The 23457-nt window shown below is 28.5% G+C and carries 23 protein-coding genes; 10 read left to right on the top strand and 13 right to left on the bottom strand.

The annotated features are described in order from the left end of the window. Positions 1 to 94: 94 nt before the first annotated feature. On the top strand, positions 95 to 1777 hold the full coding sequence (locus BUA86_RS11685) for an RluA family pseudouridine synthase (protein WP_072932866.1): 1683 nt from the start codon (positions 95 to 97) through the stop codon (positions 1775 to 1777). Beyond that, positions 1758 to 2156, top strand: a complete 399-nt coding sequence (locus BUA86_RS11690) for a hypothetical protein (RefSeq protein ID WP_072932867.1) — start codon at positions 1758 to 1760, stop codon at positions 2154 to 2156. The genes BUA86_RS11685 and BUA86_RS11690 overlap by 20 nt, the downstream gene beginning before the upstream one ends. Before the next feature lie 171 nt (positions 2157 to 2327). Here the strand turns inward: BUA86_RS11690 and BUA86_RS11695 are convergent, their stop codons facing one another. Beyond that, complete coding sequence (locus BUA86_RS11695) at positions 2328 to 2957, bottom strand: NAD(P)H-dependent oxidoreductase (RefSeq protein WP_072932869.1); 630 nt, start codon at positions 2955 to 2957, stop codon at positions 2328 to 2330. Between the two features lie 107 nt (positions 2958 to 3064). Here BUA86_RS11695 and BUA86_RS11700 point away from each other — a divergent pair, with 107 nt between their 5' ends. Both BUA86_RS11700 and BUA86_RS11705 read left to right on the top strand, forming a co-directional pair. Beyond that, on the top strand, positions 3065 to 3433 hold the full coding sequence (locus BUA86_RS11700) for a winged helix-turn-helix transcriptional regulator (protein ID WP_072932871.1): 369 nt from the start codon (positions 3065 to 3067) through the stop codon (positions 3431 to 3433). Positions 3434 to 3449: 16 nt separating this feature from the next. Then, entirely contained in the window at positions 3450 to 3983 is a 534-nt protein-coding gene (locus BUA86_RS11705; protein ID WP_072932872.1) for a hypothetical protein, read from the top strand. An 8-nt stretch (positions 3984 to 3991) separates the two neighbouring features. Here the strand turns inward: BUA86_RS11705 and BUA86_RS11710 are convergent, their stop codons facing one another. Beyond that, positions 3992 to 4702: a pseudouridine synthase gene (locus tag BUA86_RS11710; protein WP_072932874.1), complete on the bottom strand. Its 711-nt coding sequence runs from the start codon at positions 4700 to 4702 to the stop codon at positions 3992 to 3994. A gap of 96 nt (positions 4703 to 4798) precedes the next feature. Between BUA86_RS11710 and BUA86_RS11715 the strand changes: the two genes are divergently transcribed. Continuing rightward, positions 4799 to 5539, top strand: coding sequence for a Rossmann-fold NAD(P)-binding domain-containing protein (locus tag BUA86_RS11715; RefSeq protein ID WP_072932875.1), 741 nt, complete (start codon positions 4799 to 4801; stop codon positions 5537 to 5539). A gap of 6 nt (positions 5540 to 5545) precedes the next feature. Here the strand turns inward: BUA86_RS11715 and BUA86_RS11720 are convergent, their stop codons facing one another. Then, positions 5546 to 6463 carry a tetratricopeptide repeat protein gene (locus tag BUA86_RS11720; RefSeq protein ID WP_072932877.1) on the bottom strand — a complete coding sequence of 306 codons (918 nt, stop codon included), beginning with the start codon at positions 6461 to 6463 and terminating at the stop codon, positions 5546 to 5548. A gap of 95 nt (positions 6464 to 6558) precedes the next feature. Here BUA86_RS11720 and BUA86_RS11725 point away from each other — a divergent pair, with 95 nt between their 5' ends. Next, a complete protein-coding gene (locus BUA86_RS11725) occupies positions 6559 to 6948 on the top strand; it encodes a DUF1398 domain-containing protein (RefSeq protein ID WP_072932879.1) in 390 nt (129 codons plus the stop codon). A gap of 58 nt (positions 6949 to 7006) precedes the next feature. On the opposite strand, the gene lpdA is transcribed toward BUA86_RS11725, so the two are convergent. The 4 genes from lpdA to BUA86_RS11745 all read right to left on the bottom strand — a co-directional run bounded on the left by lpdA (position 7007) and on the right by BUA86_RS11745 (position 11597). Next, positions 7007 to 8407 carry a dihydrolipoyl dehydrogenase gene (lpdA, locus tag BUA86_RS11730; protein WP_072932880.1) on the bottom strand — a complete coding sequence of 467 codons (1401 nt, stop codon included), beginning with the start codon at positions 8405 to 8407 and terminating at the stop codon, positions 7007 to 7009. Between the two features lie 160 nt (positions 8408 to 8567). Further along, the gene (gene tyrS / locus BUA86_RS11735; protein ID WP_072932882.1) at positions 8568 to 9767 is read right to left on the bottom strand and encodes a tyrosine--tRNA ligase; all 1200 of its coding nucleotides are present in this window, start codon (positions 9765 to 9767) and stop codon (positions 8568 to 8570) included. A gap of 247 nt (positions 9768 to 10014) precedes the next feature. Then, a complete protein-coding gene (locus tag BUA86_RS11740) occupies positions 10015 to 10782 on the bottom strand; it encodes a DUF2490 domain-containing protein (RefSeq protein ID WP_178300422.1) in 768 nt (255 codons plus the stop codon). An 11-nt stretch (positions 10783 to 10793) separates the two neighbouring features. Then, positions 10794 to 11597: an HAEPLYID family protein gene (locus BUA86_RS11745; RefSeq protein WP_072932886.1), complete on the bottom strand. Its 804-nt coding sequence runs from the start codon at positions 11595 to 11597 to the stop codon at positions 10794 to 10796. A gap of 214 nt (positions 11598 to 11811) precedes the next feature. Here BUA86_RS11745 and BUA86_RS11750 point away from each other — a divergent pair, with 214 nt between their 5' ends. Beyond that, positions 11812 to 13071, top strand: coding sequence for a Y-family DNA polymerase (locus tag BUA86_RS11750; protein WP_072932897.1), 1260 nt, complete (start codon positions 11812 to 11814; stop codon positions 13069 to 13071). Between the two features lie 5 nt (positions 13072 to 13076). Further along, the gene (locus BUA86_RS11755) at positions 13077 to 13517 is read left to right on the top strand and encodes a LexA family protein (protein WP_072932899.1); all 441 of its coding nucleotides are present in this window, start codon (positions 13077 to 13079) and stop codon (positions 13515 to 13517) included. 129 nt (positions 13518 to 13646) lie between these two features. Here the strand turns inward: BUA86_RS11755 and BUA86_RS11760 are convergent, their stop codons facing one another. From BUA86_RS11760 to BUA86_RS11795, 5 genes are all read right to left on the bottom strand, one after another. Next, positions 13647 to 14387, bottom strand: a complete 741-nt coding sequence (locus BUA86_RS11760; protein ID WP_072932901.1) for a hypothetical protein — start codon at positions 14385 to 14387, stop codon at positions 13647 to 13649. A gap of 831 nt (positions 14388 to 15218) precedes the next feature. Continuing rightward, entirely contained in the window at positions 15219 to 15674 is a 456-nt protein-coding gene (locus tag BUA86_RS11775) for a hypothetical protein (RefSeq protein ID WP_072932906.1), read from the bottom strand. Positions 15675 to 15727: 53 nt separating this feature from the next. After that, positions 15728 to 16057: a hypothetical protein gene (locus BUA86_RS11780; protein ID WP_072932908.1), complete on the bottom strand. Its 330-nt coding sequence runs from the start codon at positions 16055 to 16057 to the stop codon at positions 15728 to 15730. Between the two features lie 540 nt (positions 16058 to 16597). Further along, on the bottom strand, positions 16598 to 18196 hold the full coding sequence (locus BUA86_RS11790) for a hypothetical protein (protein ID WP_072932911.1): 1599 nt from the start codon (positions 18194 to 18196) through the stop codon (positions 16598 to 16600). A gap of 293 nt (positions 18197 to 18489) precedes the next feature. Continuing rightward, positions 18490 to 19242, bottom strand: a complete 753-nt coding sequence (locus tag BUA86_RS11795) for an NUDIX hydrolase (RefSeq protein ID WP_072932913.1) — start codon at positions 19240 to 19242, stop codon at positions 18490 to 18492. A 186-nt stretch (positions 19243 to 19428) separates the two neighbouring features. Between BUA86_RS11795 and BUA86_RS11800 the strand changes: the two genes are divergently transcribed. Further along, a complete protein-coding gene (locus tag BUA86_RS11800; protein ID WP_072932915.1) occupies positions 19429 to 21480 on the top strand; it encodes a glycoside hydrolase family 3 protein in 2052 nt (683 codons plus the stop codon). A gap of 172 nt (positions 21481 to 21652) precedes the next feature. Here BUA86_RS11800 and BUA86_RS11805 read toward each other — a convergent pair whose 3' ends face one another. After that, complete coding sequence (locus tag BUA86_RS11805) at positions 21653 to 22504, bottom strand: helix-turn-helix domain-containing protein (protein WP_229731744.1); 852 nt, start codon at positions 22502 to 22504, stop codon at positions 21653 to 21655. A gap of 189 nt (positions 22505 to 22693) precedes the next feature. Here BUA86_RS11805 and BUA86_RS11810 point away from each other — a divergent pair, with 189 nt between their 5' ends. Further along, positions 22694 to 23407, top strand: a complete 714-nt coding sequence (locus BUA86_RS11810) for a dihydrofolate reductase family protein (protein WP_072932918.1) — start codon at positions 22694 to 22696, stop codon at positions 23405 to 23407. The last annotated feature ends 50 nt before the right edge of the window (positions 23408 to 23457 follow it).

Below are 23457 nucleotides of genomic sequence, written 5' to 3' on the forward strand. Positions count from 1 at the left end.
TTCTTAATTCTTAATTCTTAATTCTTAATTCTTAATTCTTAATTCTTAATTCTTAATTATAATGTAAATTTGCAAAAGAATTATACATTATAAAATGTCTCAGTATTTTCATCACTTTAAACAATCAATTTCAAATTTAGATATTCCAGTATTATTTGATTATCCATTTTATTATGAGCCAAAAGAAATCGCAAAATTAGCTTGTAAAGAAGTTCAGGATTATTTAGAAAATCAAACAGATTTTGAACATAACTTCGGTTTATTAAATGATACGTCTTCCATTCCTATTGGAAAAATGTTTGGTGTTTTGGTTGTAAAAAATAAATTGAATGAGATTGGATATTTAGCTGCTGTTTCAGGTAAACTTGCAAATTCTAATGTACACTTATACTTTGTTCCTCCAGTTTTTGATATGCTGCATAAAGATGGTTTTTTCTTAGAACAAGAAGAACGTTTAAATGAAATAAACAGAATATTAGAAAAATTAGAAAGTGATTCATCCTATCTAAATCTTAAACAAGAATGGCTTAATTTTGATAAAAATTCAACTCAAAAAATAGTAGATGCTAAGCTACTTTTAAAGACAAATAAAGCCGATAGAAAAAAGCAACGATCTGTTATTATTACAACTTTAAATGTTGAAGATGCAGAAGAATTTGAAGCTGATTTAGTGAAACAAAGTTTACGAGATAAATACGAATTTAGAAAATTAACGGAGGAAATTGAAACTCAAAAAATAGCTTTTTTAAATGAAATCGAATCTTATGAAAGTAAGATTTCTGAATTAAAAGAAGAAAGAAAAATAAAATCTAAATTACTTCAAAATCAATTATTTGAACAATATCAATTCACTAATAAGTTTAATAAAAATAAAAGTTTAAAATCTATTTTTGAACAAACAGTTTTTCAAAAACCACCTGCTGGTGCTGGTGAATGTGCAGCTCCAAAATTATTACAATTTGCATTCCTTAATCAGTTAGAACCAATATGTATGGCAGAATTTTGGTGGGGCGATTCTCCAAAATCTGAAGTAAGAAAACACCAACATTTTTACCCTGCTTGTACTGGAAAATGTGAACCTATTTTGGGACATATGTTAGATGGAATTGAGTTGGAAGAAAACTTATTATTAAAACAAAATTCTGATGTTGATCAACTAGAAATTATTTACAAAGACAGCGAATTAATTGTGATTAATAAACCAGAAGAATTTTTATCTGTTCCCGGAATTGAAATTAAAGATTCTGTTTATTTTAGAATAAAAAGTTTATACCCAAATGCTACAGGACCACTAATTGTTCATCGTTTGGATATGGCAACTTCTGGACTTTTGGTTTTAGCGCTAAATAAAGAAAGTCATAAAGCATTACAGCAACAATTTATTAAACGAAAAATAAAGAAAAGATATGTTGCTTTGTTAGATGGTAATATTAACAATGATAAAGGTGTAATAAATTTGCCTTTACGTGTAGATTTAGACGATCGTCCTAGACAAATGGTTTGCGAAGAACATGGAAAAACAGCAAAAACAGAATATGAAGTCATAAAAAGAAAGGACAATAAAACACTGGTCCACTTCTACCCGATTACTGGTAGAACGCATCAATTAAGGATGCATGCTTCTCATGTTTTAGGTTTAAATTCGCCAATAATTGGAGATGATTTGTACGGAAAAAAAGCAAATCGCTTACATTTACATGCAGAATACTTGGAATTAGTGCATCCAACTACAAAAGAAATTATGAAATTTCAGGTTGATGCAAATTTTAATCTCTAATTTTGCAATAGAATTATACAGAATGAAAGAAAAAGAATTAACAATAAGAGATGTTATTTTTCGTGATATGGACATACTTATTATGTCAAAGTTACGAGGCGGTGATAATATTTCTATTAACGATTTAATTGATATTTCATCTTATTTAGCTGCAAGTTTATTTAGAGAAAGATGGAAACAAAAAGGAGAATTAAATAAAGAAGAAGTAAATGTTGTTTTAGGAAATATTGGAGACTTTTGTAACCAACATTTCGGAGAGTTTTTTACACAAGAAGATTTTGATAAGATTGTAAAAATATCTCAGCTCTTATTACAAAAACCAACATTTGACGACGATTCTAAAACCTTTTTTGAAGATATATTGAAATCAAATTCATAATATAGATTTACATAAAAAATGCCTTCAATTTTTTGAAGGCATTTTTATTTCTAGTTATTTTAGAATTGATTTTCTTGTCTAAGTTCTCGATACAATTTTTCTTCATTCCATTTCGAAAAACCACTCGAACAGACAGAAAATTTTTATCTCTCTAGCCTCTAGCCTCTAAAATTAATCTATTCTCGTTACCATTTCATCTAACGGAATTCTAACTTTTTTCAAATTCGCTAAATAATCGCTTTCATGATCTCTGTAACCTAATGATAGGATAACTGTACTATGTAAATCTAATTCTTGCAAACCTAATAATTCATCGAATAAAGCTGGATCAAAACCTTCCATTGGTGTAGAATCAACTTTTTCATTCGCTGCTGCTATTAAAGCTGTTCCTAAAGCAATGTATGTTTGCTTTTCTGCCCATAATTTATTTTGTTCATCTGTTCTAGTTTTGAAATAACTATCTATGCTGATAAAAAAATCTTGTAACGCACTTTCAGGCACTCCCCTCTCTTCTGCCATTAAAGAAGTTAAATTTTGTACATGCTCTGTTGTAACGCTATTATAAGCTGCAAAAACTAATAAATGAGATGAATCTGCTATTTGTCCATTAAAAGAGTTTGCTCCTAATTTCGCTTTCAATTCTTCGTTACTAACAGCAAATACTCTGTAAGGTTGTAAACCACAAGATGATGCACTTAAATTAATCGCGTGTAAAATATTATTTACTTTTTCTTCGCTTACTTTTTCAGAATTATATTTTTTTACTGCGTATCTCCAGTTTAAATCTTCTATTAAATTCATTATAATTTTATTTTTAATAAGACAAAGATATTTTTCTCATTTAACTTTTAGTAAATTTGATAGAACAAATAATGGTGACATTTTAGTAACTACTCATAAAATGTAGTATGGAGAATAAAAAAACAGAATATGATAATGCAACTAAAGTTTGCAGACATAATATAAGAGCAATACACGATACAATGGATGTTATTGGAGGTAAATGGAAGATTTCCATTATTTCTTGCCTTTGTTTCGAAACAATGAGATATTCAGAATTACTAAAAGAAATTGAAGGTATTTCTGGGAAAATGCTTAGTAGAGAACTAAAAGATCTTGAAATAAATGGACTTGTTATGAGAACAGTCAGCAATACAAATCCAATTTCTGTAGTTTATGAATTAACAGAATATGGAGAAACATTAAAAGATTTAACGCTTACGATTGCTAATTGGGGAAATGCACATAGAGAGAAAATTATAAGCGAATATAATTAAGAAATTTTTAGAACACATGAAGAGAATTTTACTTGTAGGAATTTTATTACTGCTTATTACAGCTTGTAAGAAAGAACCAAATTTTGACGAAAAAGGAAAAGAGGTTTTTGATGAATTGAAAGATTTGTCTAAAATTTCTGCTGATGCTAATACCACAATTTACGATGTTTGGAATAAAGCTATTTTCGATAAAGAATATGCTTTGTGTACTTCTTCCAAATCTAAAGATTGTAAAGTAGCAGATGCAAGCGAAGCAATAAATCGTTTAATAAAAGAAAAATCAATGGTTACATTGGTAAAAGAAATTAATAAAAAAGATAGTGTAATAAAGTTAAATTTAGATTCTATTGCTAAGCATCCCAATAATGATAAAGACGTTTATGAAAATTTAATTGATTTGTATAAAAACGTAAAAGAATTATCAGATGATGTGAAAAAACCAGATGGTAATATTATTTCATTTGCTCAAAAAAATGCTCAATTAAATAAGGATATTAATTTAATTGTAACAGAAATTGAAGTAAGAAAACCGAATTGGAAAACGAAATAAAAGAAGTCCTAATTAAGGCTTTTTTTATATTGCTCTAAATCCAAACCGAGAATCTCTCCTACTTTAGTAAATTCATCATTAATGGTTGCATTTAAAACTATTCTCTCTTTTGTAATTGGATGATTAAATATCAACTGATGAGCGTGAAGCATCATTCCTGTTAATCCAAAATTTTCTAACCATAATTTATTTTGCTTATTACATCCATGTGGACGACTTCCTAAAATTGGATGAAAAATATGGCGAAAATGTTTACGTAATTGATGCATTCTTCCAGTCTCTGGAATTGCCTCAACTAAACAATATCGTGAGGTTGGATGATTGTTATATTCTAAATCTATTTCGGCAGTTTGTAAAAGATGAAAATAAGTAATTGCATTTTGTTTTACCCCATCATCATTAGTCAAATCATAGTCTATTGTTAATTCTTTTGGCGCCCAACCGCGTAAAATTGCTAGATATTTTTTCTCAACTTCTCTACTTGCAAAGTATTCATTCATAACCTTTAATACTTCTTTATCTAAAGCAAATATTAAAACACCAGATGTTTTACGATCTAATCTGTGAATAGGATAAACATGTTGTCCTCCAATTTGATTTCTAAGTTCCTGAACGGCATATACTTTTGCATCTCGCGCATAAAAAGATTTATGAACTAATAATCCACTTGGTTTATTTATCGCTACAAGATATTCGTCTTGATAAAGAATTTCTAACATATTGCAAAAGTAAAAAGAGATTCTAATTTAATGCCTCTTTTCAGTATAAAAATTACAGTTGATATTTATATCTTTATAAAACGATTTTGAATAACAATGAAGAAAGGATTAATTATAGGAAAAGGTTGGCTTGGAAATAGATTAGAAGCTATTTTGGATCAGAAATATGTATTAACAACAACGAAAAGAAATGCTGATCAACCAAATTGTATTTCCATAGATTTTGATCAAATAATTGATAAAAGTATATCAACCACTGCGTATGAATTTATAGTAATTACAATTCCATTAGGAAAGCGACAATCTATAGAGGAATTAGATTTCCGTTTTACACAGTTAATTCAATTTATTGGTGAGTTTAATAAACAAATACTATTAATTAGTAGTACTGGAATATATCCTGATGAAGGAGATGTAATTAATGAAACGACTTTTTCTGATTGCGAATTAAATCAATCCTATCAATTAATAGAGAATAAATTAAAAATAACATATCCGCAATTGGTTATTCTAAGATTGGGAGGATTAATGGGCGATAATCGTTATTTATCGAATTACATTAAACTAGATAAACCTAATCTAGATGTTGTTGCAAATCATATTCATTACCAAGATGTTTGCACTATTATCGATACAATAATAGAACAAAACTTCAAAGGAAAAATTTATAATGCTGTTGCTCCAGAAAATCCTACGAAAGAGGAGATTTTAGAATATCAAATTAATCAGAATTTAATAAAATCTACTTCGAAAAAAGGAAAGATAATTTCATCGGATAAATTGATTAATGAATTGAATTATCAATTCATTTTTCCAAATCCAATTTATTTTAAATAGTAAAACCTATCTCCTTGTTTTTCCTTGCTTATTCTTAAAAACAAAAAAGAAAATAACAACTGCTAAAACAGAAATTAGAATAGTATCCCAATGTTCTTTGAAGAAAGTAATAGATTTTTTAGAATCTTGTGTTTCATTAGACTTTTCTTGTTGATTTCTTTTAACAAGATTTAATCGTTTTTGTAACAAAGAAGATGTATTGCCATATTCTACTGCTTTATCATAAGCAATTTTTGCATTTTTAAAATCTTTAATTAGATATAAGCTATTACCATAATCAAACAATAAGTGAGCAACAATATCATTCTTAGGCTTTACGAAAGACATACGCTCATTTAATTGATAATAAATATAATTTATTAATTCCTTAATTTCTGCTGTAGATAAATTTGTTTTAGGTGAATCTTCATTTCCAAAATCTTGATTAATCAAATTTTTAGAATTTAAAGGAAGTTCTCCTAATTTTATTCTCAAGATATTTACGTGTATCCATTCTGATTTTTCATGAGAATTAGGGTTTAATTCTAAAGCTTTTGTAATCCACTTTAATGCGTTTTTATTGTCTCCTATTAGCTCATAAGCAGTTCCAAGATTAGATGCCGTTGAATATTGATTTGGCTTTTGCTTTTCTATATCAAGATATAAATCAATCGCTTTTTGAAATTTTCCTTGTATAATGTAAATAATTCCTTTCTCAATTAAGTAATCTATTTTCGGTTGTACAGTATACAAGCTATCTAACTTAACTAAATCATCAGTAAGATTATCAGTAAAAAAATGATGCCCATTTGGAACAATATCGTCATAATCTGCAAACAATGTTGTTCCTGTAGATAATTCTTTCTGAGTGCCATTTAAGCAGGCTATACTATAAGAAGAAATGAAGATAGAACAAATAATAAACAAAAATTTGTATAATCGCATAAAGATAATTTTTCATAAAAATACTGAAAACTTACTCGTTGTGCTATGTTTTATTTTTTAATTTTATCACTCAAAATAATTTAACCTAAAAAACTATGTTTACAATAAAACAAATTGAAGAAGCTCATAATAAAATGACTTCTGGAGCAGACTTTCCAAAATATATTCAAGAAATTAAACAATTAGGTGTTACATCATTTGAAACATTTGTAAAAGATGGGCACACTATTTATTATAGTGATAATGATTATAAAACAATTTCTGAACCTTTATATAATTCATTAGTCATTAAGAATGAAAGTGATAAAAAACAATTTATTAATTATTTAAAAATACATCAAAATGGTGAAACGGATTTCTTTACATTTTGTGATCATTGTGCAGAAACAGGAATTGAAAAATGGATAATGAATCTAGATGAAATGACTTGTACATATTATAATATAAAAAATAATGAAATTTTAGTAGAAGAAATTCCTGTTTAAATAAAAAAAATCGGAAGAATAACTCTTCCGATTTTTATATATACTATTCTTTATTTTATTAAGAATGGATTGGACGATTGTCCGTTGCAGCTAAAGCAGCTTCTTTAATTGCTTCTGCAAATGTTGGGTGAGCATGAGACATTCTTGTTAAGTCTTCTGCTGACGCACGGAATTCCATTGCTGTAACTCCTTCTGCGATTAAATCTGCAGCACGAGCACCAATAATATGCATTCCTAAGATTTCGTCTGTATTTTTATCAGCTAAAATTTTAGCAAATCCATCAGTATCCATAGAAGCACGAGCGCGACCTAAAGCTTTAAATGGGAAAGAACCAACTTTATATTCAACACCTTCCTCTTTTAATTGCTCTTCAGTTTTACCAACTCCAGCAACTTCTGGCCAAGTATAAACTACACCAGGAATCAAGTTATAATTGATATGAGGTTTTTGACCTGCTAATTGCTCAGCAACTAAAACACCTTCTTCTTCTGCTTTGTGAGCTAACATTGCACCAGCAACAACGTCACCAATTGCATAAATGTTAGAAACATTTGTTTGTAAGTGATCATTTGTTTTGATACGACCTCTTTCATCAACTTCAACACCAACAGTATCTAAACCTAAAGAACCAGTAAAAGCACGACGACCAACAGCAACTAATGCGTAATCTCCTGTAATTTCTAACTCTTCTCCTTTTTTAGATGTTGCTTTTAATGTTACATCATCTCCATTATTTACAACAGAAGTTACTCCTGTAGCTAAATGGAATTTCATTCCTTGTTTTTTCAATACTTTTGTCAATTCTTTTGATAAAGCACCGTCCATTCCAGGAATTATACGCTCTGCATATTCTACAACAGTTACATCAGAACCTAAACGTAAATAAACAGAACCTAATTCTAAACCAATAACTCCTCCTCCAATTACAATTAAATGTTTAGGAACTTCTGGTAAAGCTAAAGCTTCTGTAGAAGTAATAATTCTTTTTGCATCTGTTGGAGCAAATGGTAATTCAGAAGAAACAGAACCTGTAGCAATAATTGTATTTTTAGCTTCAATTTCTTGAGTAGAACCATCTTTTGCAGTAACAACAATATGAGTAGCATCTTTAAAAGCACCTGTACCTTCTAATACATCGATGTTATTTTTGCTCATTAAATATTTAATACCAGCAACATTTGTATCAACAACACCTGCTTTACGAGCAATCATTTGAGTGAAGTTTACTTTAGGAGCATCAATCTCAATTCCGTGCTCTTTAAAGTGATTTACAGCATCATAATAGTGATGAGAAGAATCTAATAAAGCTTTAGATGGAATACATCCTACATTAAGACATGTTCCTCCTAAATTTTCTTTTTCGATAATTGCAGTTTTAAATCCCAATTGCGCACAACGGATTGCAGCAACATATCCTCCAGGTCCAGCACCTATTACGGCTACATCATAAGAACTCATATAGTTTTATTTTGATTTATTATTATTTACTTCTTTACTTATCCTACAAATATAAATAATCTCCTCTATACTTTTAGTATAAATTAAAGATGAATTTTGTTAGGAAAATGATTAAAATTCATTGATCTATAAAACCATTATCCGCTATAAAATGGATAGTTTACTCAGTATCATTAACTATGTTGAAAAAATCTCGTTTCCCAATTTTAATTTTAGTATCAGAAATTAATTTCACTTCTTCTAACGGATCTGTAATTTTTATGCTATTTACTTGTACTGCACCACTTTCTATCAATCTACGGATAGCTGTTTTTGAACTATCTTTCTTTAGTTGATGGCAAATTTCAACGACAGAAGAAGTTGTGATCATTAAACTAGATTTAGCAATAGAAACAAATAATTTATTGTCATCATTTTTTTTCTGAAACTGATTATTAAAAAACTCTTCCGCAGCAATTGCATCATTAACAGAATGGTATTGTGTAATAATGTTCTTAGCAACCATTTTCTTAATTATCATAGGATTTTCAGTCTTTAATTGTTCTTTTAAATTATTTTTTTCTGCTACAAAAAAATCTGTTGCAAGTACTATATATTCTTCTAATAATTCATCGGATATAGACATTGTTTTTCCAAACATTTCGTTTGGAGAATCTGTTAAGCCAATAATATTATGTAGCGATTTACTCATTTTTTCTTTTCCGTCTGTTCCTCTTAGTAATGGCATACAAATAACAATTTGTGGTTCGTCTCCGTTCGTCTCTTGTAATTGTCTACCCATTGTACAATTAAATAGTTGGTCGGTCCCTCCCATTTCTATATCTGCCTTTATCTGTACAGAATCGTATGCTTGTAAAATAGGGTAAACTAATTCGTGCATTGCAATAGGCATATTTTCTGTAAAACGTTTATTAAAATCGTTTCTATGCATTAATTGAGCAACAGTAACTTTTGATAATAATTGTAATACTTCCGAAAAAGGTAAACTGTCTAACCAATCCGAGTTAAATACAATTTCTGCTTTTGTTACATCTATTATTTTTGATAATTGATTGATGTAAGTTTCTGCATTTTGTTGTACTTGAATTGCACTTAAAGGCTGACGACTTTTATTTTTACCTGTCGGATCTCCAATCTGAGCCGTGAAGTTTCCTACTAGAATAACAATTTGATGCCCTAAATCTTGAAATTGTTTCAACTTTTTTAATACAACTGCATGCCCCAAATGTAAATCTGGTGCTGTAGGATCAAAACCTAATTTAATTCTGAGTTTTCTTTGTTCTTTTTCTGCTAATTTTAATTTTGCTTCTAAACCATTTTCGGGTAGAATAATAGCTACATTTTCTTTTAAATTTTCCATATTTTTTTAAATAAAAAAAGCCCGAGCAATTGCTCGGGCTTGTAGATTATGATTATTTTTAGATGTACAATTTTAGTACGAAGTATACACATAGTCTACCCGAGCAAATATTGTACTGTAATAAGTGCTGAAAAATGGAAGACGTAATATGTTTTGTAAAAACTTCATTTCGTTTACAAAGCTAGTTAATTTTAATTAATTATTTAGTTTTCGAGATTAGGAACTCAGAAAATTGTATTTCCTACTACTAAAATATATTGGTTAAAATAACATCAAAAGCAAAGTAATTAACGCTATAAGGATTGTGATTTCCTACCAAATTATTCATATATCCAATATTAAATTGCGCTGGAATATTTTTGGGAGAATAAGAATAATACAATGTAAATCTACTTTCGTTATAGTCGAACTCTGACCAATCTTCTTTTTCAATATCATATTTTGTAGAAAATAAACTTTCAGCACTTGCTGTAATCTTATGCCTCTCCTCTTCATCTAACTTGTAAGCAAACTGAATCCTAAATCTTGATCTCAATTGCCAATCATCACCATCATTTTTAAAATCAGACGTATAAAATCTTCTTAACTCTTGTCTAAAAGTTGGTGTTATTTTTAGTTTATCAAGATTAATCTGATAATTAATTCTACCATACACTCTAAATTCTTGTTTTACATCTTTTGTTTCATCTCCAAACTCATTTGTTTCAAATTCATTTTGTCGACGATAACTTAATGCAAAAGAATAGCGCCACTTGTCATTAATTTTCTTGTAAAATTCCTGATTTAAAATCCAAATTGCATTTTTCTCTAATGGATTGTATTTATCATGCTCACTTTTATTTCCCCAACCTGTATAAGTTACAGATTGCCACTTATCGTTAATATCTTGTTTTATACCTAATGCAGACCATTGTACAACATCTGCTTTTCCAAGTCCTGGAGGGCTAAGTTGAGCTTTTAAATGATTAGAAACTAAACCTAATATTCCTATAATAATTACTTTTAAATTTTTCAAAATCTACACGTTTATAATTCATAAATTACTCTACCAAATAGGCTAAAATCTTCGGAATGGTGATTAATAGAAAAACCATTTACCAAGCCTACTGCCAATTGATTATTCATTTTAATTTTTACTTCTGGATGAATAACCATAGAAAACTTGCTATCATCTAAAGCCTCATTAAACTCTAATCCGACATAATGAGAAGTTCCAGGTAGATTATAATAGATTGATGAATTTAATTCCCAACGCATCTCTACGTTTTTCTCTTCAAAAGATTGTTCTATAATTGGAGAAAAAAATAAAAGTGTATGCCAATTATTTCCCCATTTTTTTGCTGCAATAAAAAATGGATTATAGTTTGTACCTGCTATGATTTGTTTGGAATTCATTTTATTGAAATCATTAAAATCAACTATTTGAGAGTAACCTACAGCAAATGTTGTTTGTGTTTTTTCTGATACGAAAAATGAATACTGAGAAGAAAAACGTAAAGCTTCGAGTTGGTGACTCATCGATTTTGCGCTACTTTTTTTATTTCCATAAAAAGAGAAATCAGCTTCTACTTCTAAGCCCAATCTGTTTACAGGAGCAAATTCGTATTCTGCCAAATACATGAATAAATTGTAATTTTTATGCTTAGCGAATTCCATTCCGACATTAACCTCCTTCTCTCCTTTTCTTGCTCCTAAATCTCTAACTAAATCTAAATACAATGGTTCTGCATGATGAACCTTTGGTAATTCTTTTTGTTGTGCATTTACTGTGCAGCTAAATAAAAAAGAGATAAAAGTTATCCTATAATATTTTTGCTTTATCAATTTCATGCAACAAAGTAATTAACCGAATATGGAAAGAAATGGGAATAGATCTTAATTGTAGAAGAATTGATTTATTAATAAATTAGTATACAATAGTTTATTTAATTAAAAATATTTTTAAGTATTTCAATTTTTATAAAATAGCCTATAAAAATTTAACACTTAAACGTCATACTTTAGCGTTATTATTATCGAAATTTGTAGAATAATTTTAAGTAGAATGTACGCTTTAATTGATTGTAATAACTTTTATGCAAGTTGCGAACGTGTGTTTGTTCCTAGCCTTAATGGAAAGCCTATTGTCGTGTTATCCAATAACGATGGGTGCGTTATTGCAAGATCAGATGAAGCAAAAGAAGCAGGAATACCAATGGGCGCACCAGCTTTTAAATACAATCATATTTTTAAAGCAAAAAACATCAATGTATTTTCTTCAAACTATCCGCTGTATGCAGATATGAGTAATCGTGTAACAGCTGTTATAAGAAGTTTTGTTCCAGATATTGAAGTTTATTCTATTGATGAATCGTTTGTAAATTTTAAAGGATTTGAGAAATACGATTTAAAGTCATATTCTTTGGAAATGAAAGAACGTATTCTCCAAATAACAAAAATGCCTGTATGTATTGGTGTTGCGCCAACTAAAACACTTGCAAAAGTTGCAAATAGAATTGCAAAAAAGTTTCCAGATCATCATAATGGTGTCTATGTAATCGACTCTAAAGAGAAAATTGATAAAGCACTTAAATGGCTTAAAGCTGGCGATATTTGGGGAATTGGTAGGCGATTAAGTAAACGTTTAGGTTATATGAATATTAATACTGCTTGGGATTTTACGCAATTGAGCGATGAATATATTAAAAAGAATTTCTCTATAGTTGAATTAAGGCTTAAAAAAGAGTTGTTAGGTGAATCTGTTTTACAACTTGATGAAATTGTAAGAAAAAAGAGTATTGCAACAACGCGCAGTTTCGAACATAATGTTAAAGATTACGAATATCTTAAGGAACGTGTATCAACCTTTTCTGTTTCGTGTGCCGAAAAATTAAGACAACAAAAAAGTAAATGTAACATTGTAACTGTTTATGTTGCAACCAATAGATTTGATACAGAAAATCCATATTACAGTCGTGCCATGTCCATACAATTACCTTATGATAGTAATAGCAACATCATAATTAGTAAATATGCTTTGAAAGTATTAGATATAATTGCGCTCGATAAATATGAATATAAGAAAGCTGGAGTAATTGTTTCTTCTATCGTATTAAATAATCAAATGCAAATGGACATGTTTAACTTTGAGAATCCTAAACATGAAAAATTGATGAATGTTATTGATAAAATGAATGCTAAATTAGGTAGTGGAAAAGTAAAAATAAAACTTGCTAGTCAAGATTTAGACAGAACTTGGAAAATGAAACAAAAAAACCTATCTCCTTGTTATACTACAAAGTGGGAGCATTTAATGCGTGTTTAAATAATATGAAAATAGATAAAGAATTAACCGTATATCAAGTTAAAGTAATCGATGAAAAAATAAAAGTAATTGATTATGGTAAAGTAAGCGCTGGATTTCCTTCGCCTGCAGAGGATTTTGTAGATCGTAAATTATCTTTAGATGATAGATATTTACAACATCCTGAATCAACTTTTATTGTAATTGTTGGTGGTTTATCTATGGCGAATGAATATGATTTAGATGATGTCTTGGTTATTCGATCAGATCTTACGCCACATCACAACGACGATGTAATTGTTAGCGTAAACAATAGCGATTATACTTTAAAAAGATTTGATTTTAAACAAAACAAATTAATTGCACTAAACCCATCTTACAATGATAGTATTCAACTTAATGCTGATGATGAAGTAAAAATAATGGGTGTTGTTACTGTTCAAATAAAAGAAAGAAGAAAGGTTTAGAATAATACTGAGTGTCATTCTGAGCCTGTCGAAGAATAATAAAAAATATTATAAAATGTTTCGACAAGCTCAACACGACATATTTTAGTAAATAATTAGTTTAAACAACTTTTTCTTTTCGAATATCTTTTAGTTATAGTTTCTTTCTACGTATCTATCTATAAAGAAGTATGTAATAGTTGCAAATAATAAAGATAAAAGACCATATAAAACAAGTTGAATTAAAATATCAAACATTAAAAAATTAATGAATATATGGATGATTATAACACAATTAATGCTTAACAGAAATAATACACTAACCTTTTTAATGAATCTCATTCCTTTACCTCTTTTATAATATGAATCTTTTATTAATTGAAAAGGTATAAGTATAAAGATTAAAAAGAAAAAAGAAAAAAATGGATAACCTAAATCTTCTAAAGACAACCATATATATTCTTTAAGAGAATTATAGTCAGCCCATTCATTGCTAAAAATAGTATTAAATTCTTTCGTAAGTAAGATTAATGGAAAGAAAATAAATGCAATAAAAAGATTTACAATTATTTTTCTTAATAAGTTAAATAGACCTCTCTTATTAAATAATTCAGCGTATTTATTTTTTAATTGATTAGAGTAACTGCTTAGTTTAATTTTTCTTGATTGATACATTCTTACAAATTCTATTAAAAGAAAAAGAACATTAAAATAGAGAATTAACTTTAAAATTTTTTCTAAATAGAAAAGTGTACCAAATGCTGAAAGTTCTAATTTTAGAATAAAATTATCAAATACTATACTGTCGTTTTCATAATAGTAATTTGCTGTTAGTAATAAAACTAAAGGTACTAACAACAATAAAATTGTAAAAATAATATATCTTTTCATGTTTTAAATGGTTGGTTGATATCTAAATAGATAAAACGTTAAAGGTTCTTTTAGCTTTTTAAAAAATTTTTGGTATAAAAATGATTAGTAATAGAATAATTAAACATACTAAACATATCTTTCCTTTTTTTCTTATATCCATCTTATCAAAGAATATTAGCATAACACATGTAACTAGACTACCCCAAAATGCAACACCAATAAATTTATTTAACCAAATAATAAAAAAATTATCATAAGGTATGTTATGAGTGATAAACATTTTTTCTCCATAAAATCCATTTCTAATTAATTCCCATATAAATAATGGTCCTCCAAATGGCATTATCATCGTGATTAGCAGTATTAGAAAGCTAAAAATTGCCATAAAATTATAAACATGTTTCATAATTAATTAATTTACAATTGTTACTTAAGGTACTTAAGGGTTGTTTACACCATCTAAAACATCTTTGGAGAAAATATGATTAGCAATAGGATAATTAGGCTAATCAAAGATATTTTTCCTTTTGTTTTTATATTGATTTTTTTGAATAATAGAAGTCCAACATTAATAAAAATAGAAGTCCAAAAAACAAGACCTATAAATCTATTTATTATATATACATAAGAATTATTAAATGATAAGCCATATTCTTGGACAAATTCTTCAACATAAAATCCATATCGAATCTGATTTATTATATACAAAGGGCTAGCATATAATACTATAATTAAAAATATTAATGTACATATTGCTGCTGTAAAATAATGTATGTATTTCATAATTTATCTATTTACAATCGTTACTTAATTCGCTTAAAGGTTTTTTACCATCCAAAACATCTTTCTTTAATGACTTCTTTCTACGTATCTATCTATAAAGAAGTATGTAATAGTTGTAATGATAATCCCAAATACAATTGATATTAGTAAATACATGAAATTATGCCACCAAGGAATCGTCCATATATTTACGAAAGTTCCAATAATTATTATCTCTATACACAAGAGTATTGTTACTATAAATATTTTGTGTAAAAAAGATATTTTCCCTTTACTTTTATAAAGAATATCCTTTATTGTTTGGAAAGGAATTAAAAAACCTATTAATGATATAAGATAACTTCCTATATAATTTTCGCCATAAACATGATATAAGAATTCTGACAATGTTTTTATATCGAAGTCATAATACTTGTATTCTTTTTTAAATAGTGCATTACATACATTCGGTAACCATCTTATTTTTAAAAGAAAAGGAATAAATAAAGCTATAATTAAATTTCCTGAAATTTTTCTTATCATAATTTATCTATTTGCAATCATTACTTAAGGTACTTAAAGGTTGTTTACACCATCTAAAATATCTTTGGAGCAAATATGATTAGCAATAGGATAATTAGGCTAATCAAAGATATTTTTCCTTTTGTTTTTATATTGATTTTTTTGAATAATAGAAGTCCAACATTAATAAAAATAGAAGTCCAAAAAACAAGACCTATAAATCTATTAATCCAAATAGCATATAAATTATCATATGGTATATTATAAATATTAAATACTTTTTCTCCATAAATTCCATCTGTAACAAATTCCAGCATAAATGAAGGTCCTCCAAATGGCATTATCATAAAAATTAGAAGTATTAATGAACATAATACTCCTACAGAATAATGTATGTATTTCATAATTTATCTATTTACAATCGTTACTTAATTCGCTTAAAGGTTGTTTACCATCTAAAACATCTTTTACTTTTGCCAGTCTAGTCTTCATGACTTCTTTCTACGTATCTGTCTATAAGAAAATATAAAATTGTTGTAAATATTAATGATAGAAATAAAGAATAAAACACATGAATAAAATTATGCCACCAAGGATGAGTCCATATATTAGTAAATGTTCCTATGAAAATTATAAAGCCTGCAATTATCAAACTTAATATTCCTACTTTCTTGATATAAGAAATTTTCTCTCCTTTTTTATAATGATAATCCTTTATCAATTGAAAGGGAAGAAGTATAAAAATTAAAAATATAAATGAGGTTAATGGATATGAATTTACATATAATAATACTGATATATATTCTTTAAGAGTAGTATAGTGAGTATCATAATATTGATAATTACTATATAATATATTTTTCCAATCTTTACTAAGTAATACTAATGGAAAAAAAACAAGAGCTGTAATTAAATTTATTATTATTTTTCTTATCATAATTTATCTATTTACAATCGTTACTTAAGGTACTTAAAGGTTGTTTACCATCTAAAACATCTTTTACTTTTTGCCAATTAGGTCGTTCTATTTGTGGTTCGTTTACCTTTGATGTTCCTCCATGTGAATTTACATAATTACTAATCTTATTTTGGAAAGACTTCCATAATGCATCTGCTCGACTGAATGGAAATCCTCCAAGGTTATTTTGTGCAAATTCTCCTTCCCAGCTTGTCAATCTATCTACACCTCTACTATAAAATGTATAAGAACCATTTGCATTTTTAGTAAATCCAAAATCACGGTGTCCACTCACTGGATGAACTCCATATTTAGGATCGAAAATAGTAGAAAATGTCCAATGGTCAGATGCATAATCCGTTACCATAACAGAACCGTTATCTGGACCTTCTATATCTATAGCAATTACAGTCCCCAAAGGATTAGATGAGTTCCACAGCTTTCTGTCATCTACACCATACCAATGGTAAGGTTCAAACTCACTATAACTAGTATCTACAAAACTATTGATATTTTTGCGTATTTGGTTTAAAAACTGTTCAGGTGTTAATCTAGTACCATTTACAACTGGTAATTGGTTAACTGTAATAGGAAAATAATCCATATTAACCACTTTACTGTAAGCATTGTTTATATGTTGTAAATTAGCTACTGTAGTGTGAGTTATCGACCCATAAGCAGTAGTCACTGAATGACTTCTAGTTATCTGATTTAATTTATTTAATTGTGCTTGTGCAACCTGACGATTCGCTGTTTTAAGCCATTCTTTTATAACATCGCATGGTACATCTATAAATGCAAAGGGTTTGTCTACTAAAGCTTGACCTACATTTACTCCCTCATTGTGACCTCCTCCACCTTCAGCTTCATGTGAATTATCACAATCTTGGTATTCACGGCAACCACCGCCACCAGAATCAGAACCACCTTCTCTAACTCCTCCGCCAGGATTACCACCAGGATTAGGTCTTACAATTACACCTCCAAGTTCGCAAACTTCGCTACCATATCCACATAAACCATTTCTAGTTCTACTTTGTAAGGAACTATTAAATAATTCGTTGTATTTGTTCTGAAATAATGAAGAAAACTCTTTATATAACGTGGTATTTTTATCATAAAAGAAAAAACGAAGATCTGTTTTATTTTTAGATAATAAACCGACCATTAGTCCTTCTACTTTATTATCTTTTATTTTAGGAAAGATAATTCGTTGGTCTCCATTTTCTTCTTCTAATACTTGAGAATAAATTCTGGTTTCAATATAAAAGTCTTTATTTTCTTCAATAAAATTTTGTTTGTTTTCGCTATTGTATTTTACACTATTAGAAGAATTAACTAATCCCGAAAGATTGGTGTTGTGTAAACGGTCATAACGTTGCAATAAGTATGAATACTTCATCGCAGTTAAAAAATTAGAATTACTGCTTTTAGATTTTGCATTGGCATTATCAGAGAAAGTAAAAAAGCCAGAAGATTCTTCTTTTTTTAATTCGGTTTGGTAGTTTTCTACACTATCGTCTTGTGAGCAAGAAGTTACAAAAAATAAGGTAAACAGTGAGGATAAGAATAGATTTTTATTCATATAATTAAGTTTAGGTTGGGTTAATATTCGCCAATATATTAATAATAAATTGGAATAGAACAATTTAAAACTATAAAAAATAAAACTTAATTAATTAAAAATCAATTATTTATAACTTTTAACTACTATTGTTTTTTAGCGATAGGGATAGCAGTGGCATCCTTTTTAGTAGAGATTAAAACTCTAAAATCTCTACTAAAAAGATAGAACGTATAGCCCGCCCGATCGCCCCTATTAAAACTAAAAAAAACTATTACTTCATCTTGTAGAAATAATAGTTTTCTTACTCTATTTTATGTTTCTTGATCCAATAACTCGTTTATCGTTTCTTGGTTAAATTTGTATAGATTTGGCTTAGGATAAGGATCTGTTTGCCTTACTTCGTTAAGAGAAATAATTAAATTAGATGCCAACATTTTTTTTCGGAAATTTCGTTTATCGACTTCGATACCTAAAATGCCTTCATTTATTTTCCTTAACTCAACAATTGTAAACTTTTTTGGTAACAATTGATAACCAATCGGCAAGTAATCAAACTGTATGCGTATCATCTTAATAGCTTTGTTGATGATTTCATTGTGATTATAACTTAATTGAGGAATAGCATCTAAATCGAACCATTGGTAAATATCGTCTTCTTTCTCTATTAAATTAACTTCATCAAACTTTACAAAAGAGAAATATCCCATAGATGCAAATCGATTTAGAAAAGTAGGAAGCTTATCGGAAGCTATACCATAATTCTCCATTAACTTAATTTTTTCATCAATATTTACACGATCATTTTTCCCGAAAAGATGAAATTGTCGAAGAAATACATTATCAATTCCTGTTCTTTCTTTTAAAACTCTTTTAGCTGCTGCATCAACATCTTCATCCTTAAAAATAAATCCACCTGGAAGCATCCATTTATCATTAAGTACATATTTGTTTAGTAAAACTTTCATCTTCTGTTCATGAAATGTAAAAATTACACAATCGACAACTAATCCCAAGTGGATATTTTGAATAGATTGTTCTAAATTTTCAAAAAAAATTTTACTCATTTCTTTTTAAGTTTTTACTTATTTATATGGATTGGCTAATTTACAAAATAGATTTGAATAGATTTATGACGTATTTTTTACGTCATATCAAAAATAAAATTATATTTGTACTTATTAACGTACTTAGTACGCTATTAATCTTATAATGTCTCAACAAAAAAAATAATAAATTCAAAACCACTTTTTATGAGAAAAAATATAGGTAAAATAAGTTTGATACTGTTATCTGCAACAGTATTGGTTTCTTGGACGAAAAAGAATGATGATCCAGGTAAACAACCAGTTATAAAAGCTACTTCTGCAAAAATCTTAACGATTGATAAACTTCAATTTAAAGATTTAAATGGAAATGGAAAACTAGATAAGTACGAAGATTGGCGCTTATCTCCAAACGAAAGAAGCTTGGATCTTTTAAAACAAATGACACTTGAAGAAAAAGTGGGTATGCTTTTGATCAGTGATACTCGAATGAAAAATCAATGGGGATGGGGCGGAGTCCAGAAAAAAAACACTTTGCCTATAGAACCTACTTTCAATGAAGAAGATGAAGTTTCAAAATTTAATATGTTTACACAAGAAGAATTACAATACCCTGTAATGAATGCTGCGGGAACAACAAAAGGAGTTACAAAATTTCATCTAAGACACTTTATTTTAAGAACAGATACCTCTACAAAAAACCTTGCAGAATGGTCGAACAGGTTACAAACATTATCAGAAAACACACGTTTAGGAATTCCTTCTTTGGTAACTTCCAATCCTAGAAATCATTTAACATCAAACGTTGCGGCGGGAACTAATGTATCTGGAACATCATTCACAAAATGGCCAACAGAACTTGGTTTGGCTGCTATGCGTGATCATAACCTTGTGAAAAAATTTGCAGAAACAGCAAGACAAGAATGGACTTCTGTTGGAATAAGAAAAGGTTATATGTATATGGCAGACTTATCTACAGAACCAAGATGGCAACGTACAGAAGGAACTTTTGGTGAAGATCCTCAATTAGCTGCTGATGTTATAGAACAAATTGTTTTGGGCTTCCAAGGAGATAAATTAGGTGGTCAATCTGTTGCGCAAACAGTAAAACATTTCCCTGGAGGTGGTGCTACCCAAAAAGGACACGATCCTCATTTTTCTTGGGGAAAATTTGAAGTTTTCCCTGGAAATCAACTAGAACAAAACTTAGTACCATTCAAAGCGGCAATAAAAGCTGGTACTTCTGCAATTATGCCTTATTATTCTGTTCCAAAAGATACAAAATACGAGGAAGTTGCTTATGCTTACAACAAAGCAATCTTGAGAGACTTATTGAGAAAAGAATTAGGATATAAAGGAATTATAAATTCTGACACAGGAATAATAGATCAAATGCCTTGGGGTGTAGAAAAATTAAGCGCTGAACAACGTTATGCTAAAGCATTAGAAGCTGGTGTAAATATGTTTGCTGGAAATGCTAATCCAGAATTGTTATTAAAAGGGGTAAAAAATGGAATTATAGATAAGAAATACATAGATGAGTCTGTTGTTTTATTATTAGAAGAGATGTTTAAACTAGGTATTTTTGAAAATCCTTATGTAGATGTTGAAGCAGCTGAAAAATTAGTTGGTAATAAAGATTTTCAGAGTTTAGCAGAAATTGCTCATCGTAAATCTATTGTCTTATTAAATAATGATAAGAATAGTTTACCGCTTAAAAAATCGACAAAAGTTTATTTCGAAAATTATTTTAGAAAGTATAGCGATGATAAAAATAAAACTGGAGACGTACAAAAGCTTGCTAAAGTAAACGGTTTAGAGTTTGTTTCTACTCCTGAAGAAGCTGATGTTATACTTCTTTGGATAAAACCTGCTATTAAACCTCTATTTGAATCAACAAAAGAGCCATTAGAAATTAACCTATCTTCTTGTGCAGTAAATGTAGATTACATTAACTCATTAACGGCTAAAAAGCCTACAATATTGGTAATGAATTATACTAATCCTTTTGTAATTGATGAAATTTATAACGATAAAACGAAAAACAGATTTGCTGGTGTTTTAGCAACATTTGGTACATCTAACGAAGCCTTATTAGATGTTATTTCTGGTAAATTTAATCCGACAGGAAAAATGCCATTTACAACTCCTATCAGTAACGAAGCAGTTATAAATAATAGAGAAGATTTACCTGGTTATAAAGAAGGTAAAGATTATGGTTTATTTTGGTTTAATGATGGAATGAGTTATAAAAAATAATTATATAGTTTATACAACGTACAAACTATAGTGTACAATGTATAGAGTATATTGATTGTTTTAATCAGCTCAACCTTATAAAACCTTATTTTAAAGAAAAGCCCTTCCAAAAATTTGGAAGGGCTTTTATTGTAAGATAATTTTATTTCGTTTATTTTGTTATTTATAATAATCAACTCATATTTCTGTAAGTTAAAGGAGATACTCCTACCTTCTTTTTAAACAATCTCATAAAGTGTTGCGGATACTTAAATCCTAATTCATAAGCTACTTCTGTAATCGTTTTTTCTGGATTAAGAATTAGTTCTTTACTGACTTCAATTATTTTAGATTGGATATACTCCTGAGCTGAAAAACTAATATCTTTTTTTATAATATCACCAAAATAATTTGCTGATAAATTTAATTTCTCCGCAAAAAATGCAACTGATGGTAAGCCTATTCTTTGCGGTTTATCTGATGAGAAATAATCATTAAGTAATAAATCAAATTTTTCTAAAATACTTTTATTGGTAAAGTCTCTGTTAAAAAACTGACGGTCATAAAATCGGTTACAATATTTTAGTAACAATTCAATAGCTGTTGTAATTAATTCTTTGCTATGCTTATCACTCCCACTCTTAAGTTCAGAAAGAATATATTTAAAACTATTATTAACAAGATCTTTTTCATCTTCTGAAAGATGTAAAGCTTCATTAGTATAGTAAGAAAAATAAGAATACTTACTAATATTTTTTCCTAAAGTAGTATTACGAATTAAATCTGGATGGAAAATCAACACCCAACCCTTTGCTTCATCAGGAGAAATAGTTGGCTCTCCTTGTATAAGTTGTTGAGGTGCTGTAAATAATAAAGTTCCTTCTTGATAATCATAATTATTACGACCATATTTCATTACGCCACATTCAATTTCAATAAAATAAATTGTATAGAAATTCGAAATCATTGGAGATAATGGAAAATTATCAACTTCAGACATATCAACAGCAGAAATTAATGGATGTAATGTCTTTACACCTATCATTCTATTATATTCGGTAATTGAATTTATTTTTAGAACCTCTTTCACCTTTATTTTAGATTATAATACAAAAATAATCATTAGATTATACTTAATCATAATCGGTTAGTAAAAATGGTAGTTTAATCCGTTATTCATCTACCTAAACAAAACATATTTATTTAGAATTTTGTTCATATAAAAATTAAGTACATGAATAAAAAAATAACTTGCCATATGATTAGTGGCGTTGATGGACGATTAAATATTGAACGCCTAACACCTTTAGCAAAAGATGCTCCAGAAAACTATTCAACCACTTTGTATCTACATAAAAATCAAGCAGAAAATGCAGATGCGTGGATTGTAGGAAGAAATTCAGTTCAAGAATTAGCCTTTCCAAATGTATTAGATTTTTCTAATGAGCCTGCAACTCAAAATTTCAATACATATGTTGCAGATAGAAAAACGAATAAAGGTGTAGTGATTTTTGACTCAAGAGGAATTACAGATTATACATGTAATACCATTATGGATGATGAGATTATAATTGTATTAGGTCAAACAGTTTCTGATAAATATCTTGATTTATTAAAAGAAAGAAATATCTCTTATCTATTTGCTGGAAAGGATGGTTATGACTTAAACGTAGCATTAGATATTTTAAGTAAAGATTTTGGTTTTGATACATTTACATTGGTAGGTGGAGCTACAATTAATGGTGCATTTTTAAAAGCCGGATTAATAGATGAATTGCTTTTACAATTGTACCCTGGAATTGACGGACTTTCTGGTGTTTCATCCATATTTGAAACAAAAGGATTAAAAGATTATAAACCTGCTCTTGGACAATCGTTAGAACTAGTTGATGTCCAAAAAGAAGAATTTGGGATACTTTATCTAAGATATAAATTTCACAAAAATTAACCAGTTTAGTTGATAACTCAGAGTTAAAAATATAATGTGAATCAACAAAT

Origin of the sequence: Chishuiella changwenlii (assembly GCF_900142565.1) — a bacterium.
GTDB classification, from domain to species: Bacteria; Bacteroidota; Bacteroidia; order Flavobacteriales; family Weeksellaceae; genus Empedobacter; species Empedobacter changwenlii.

Bases quoted from the DNA above. Each gene is read 5' to 3' on its own strand.
- BUA86_RS11790 (WP_072932911.1), bottom strand. From the start codon at position 18,196: ATGAATAAAAATCTATTCTTATCCTCACTGTTTACCTTATTTTTTGTA.
- BUA86_RS11685 (WP_072932866.1), top strand. From the start codon at position 95: ATGTCTCAGTATTTTCATCACTTTAAACAATCAATTTCAAATTTAGAT.
- BUA86_RS11745 (WP_072932886.1), bottom strand. From the start codon at position 11,597: ATGAAATTGATAAAGCAAAAATATTATAGGATAACTTTTATCTCTTTT.
- BUA86_RS11780 (WP_072932908.1), bottom strand. From the start codon at position 16,057: ATGAAATACATACATTATTCTGTAGGAGTATTATGTTCATTAATACTT.
- BUA86_RS11750 (WP_072932897.1), top strand. From the start codon at position 11,812: ATGTACGCTTTAATTGATTGTAATAACTTTTATGCAAGTTGCGAACGT.
- BUA86_RS11725 (WP_072932879.1), top strand. From the start codon at position 6,559: ATGTTTACAATAAAACAAATTGAAGAAGCTCATAATAAAATGACTTCT.
- BUA86_RS11760 (WP_072932901.1), bottom strand. From the start codon at position 14,387: ATGAAAAGATATATTATTTTTACAATTTTATTGTTGTTAGTACCTTTA.
- lpdA (WP_072932880.1), bottom strand. From the start codon at position 8,407: ATGAGTTCTTATGATGTAGCCGTAATAGGTGCTGGACCTGGAGGATAT.
- BUA86_RS11810 (WP_072932918.1), top strand. From the start codon at position 22,694: ATGAATAAAAAAATAACTTGCCATATGATTAGTGGCGTTGATGGACGA.
- BUA86_RS11715 (WP_072932875.1), top strand. From the start codon at position 4,799: ATGAAGAAAGGATTAATTATAGGAAAAGGTTGGCTTGGAAATAGATTA.
- BUA86_RS11705 (WP_072932872.1), top strand. From the start codon at position 3,450: ATGAAGAGAATTTTACTTGTAGGAATTTTATTACTGCTTATTACAGCT.
- BUA86_RS11695 (WP_072932869.1), bottom strand. From the start codon at position 2,957: ATGAATTTAATAGAAGATTTAAACTGGAGATACGCAGTAAAAAAATAT.
- BUA86_RS11710 (WP_072932874.1), bottom strand. From the start codon at position 4,702: ATGTTAGAAATTCTTTATCAAGACGAATATCTTGTAGCGATAAATAAA.
- BUA86_RS11755 (WP_072932899.1), top strand. From the start codon at position 13,077: ATGAAAATAGATAAAGAATTAACCGTATATCAAGTTAAAGTAATCGAT.
- BUA86_RS11800 (WP_072932915.1), top strand. From the start codon at position 19,429: ATGAGAAAAAATATAGGTAAAATAAGTTTGATACTGTTATCTGCAACA.
- BUA86_RS11795 (WP_072932913.1), bottom strand. From the start codon at position 19,242: ATGAGTAAAATTTTTTTTGAAAATTTAGAACAATCTATTCAAAATATC.
- BUA86_RS11720 (WP_072932877.1), bottom strand. From the start codon at position 6,463: ATGCGATTATACAAATTTTTGTTTATTATTTGTTCTATCTTCATTTCT.
- BUA86_RS11775 (WP_072932906.1), bottom strand. From the start codon at position 15,674: ATGATAAGAAAAATTTCAGGAAATTTAATTATAGCTTTATTTATTCCT.
- BUA86_RS11690 (WP_072932867.1), top strand. From the start codon at position 1,758: ATGCAAATTTTAATCTCTAATTTTGCAATAGAATTATACAGAATGAAA.
- BUA86_RS11805 (WP_229731744.1), bottom strand. From the start codon at position 22,504: ATGATAGGTGTAAAGACATTACATCCATTAATTTCTGCTGTTGATATG.
- tyrS (WP_072932882.1), bottom strand. From the start codon at position 9,767: ATGGAAAATTTAAAAGAAAATGTAGCTATTATTCTACCCGAAAATGGT.
- BUA86_RS11700 (WP_072932871.1), top strand. From the start codon at position 3,065: ATGGAGAATAAAAAAACAGAATATGATAATGCAACTAAAGTTTGCAGA.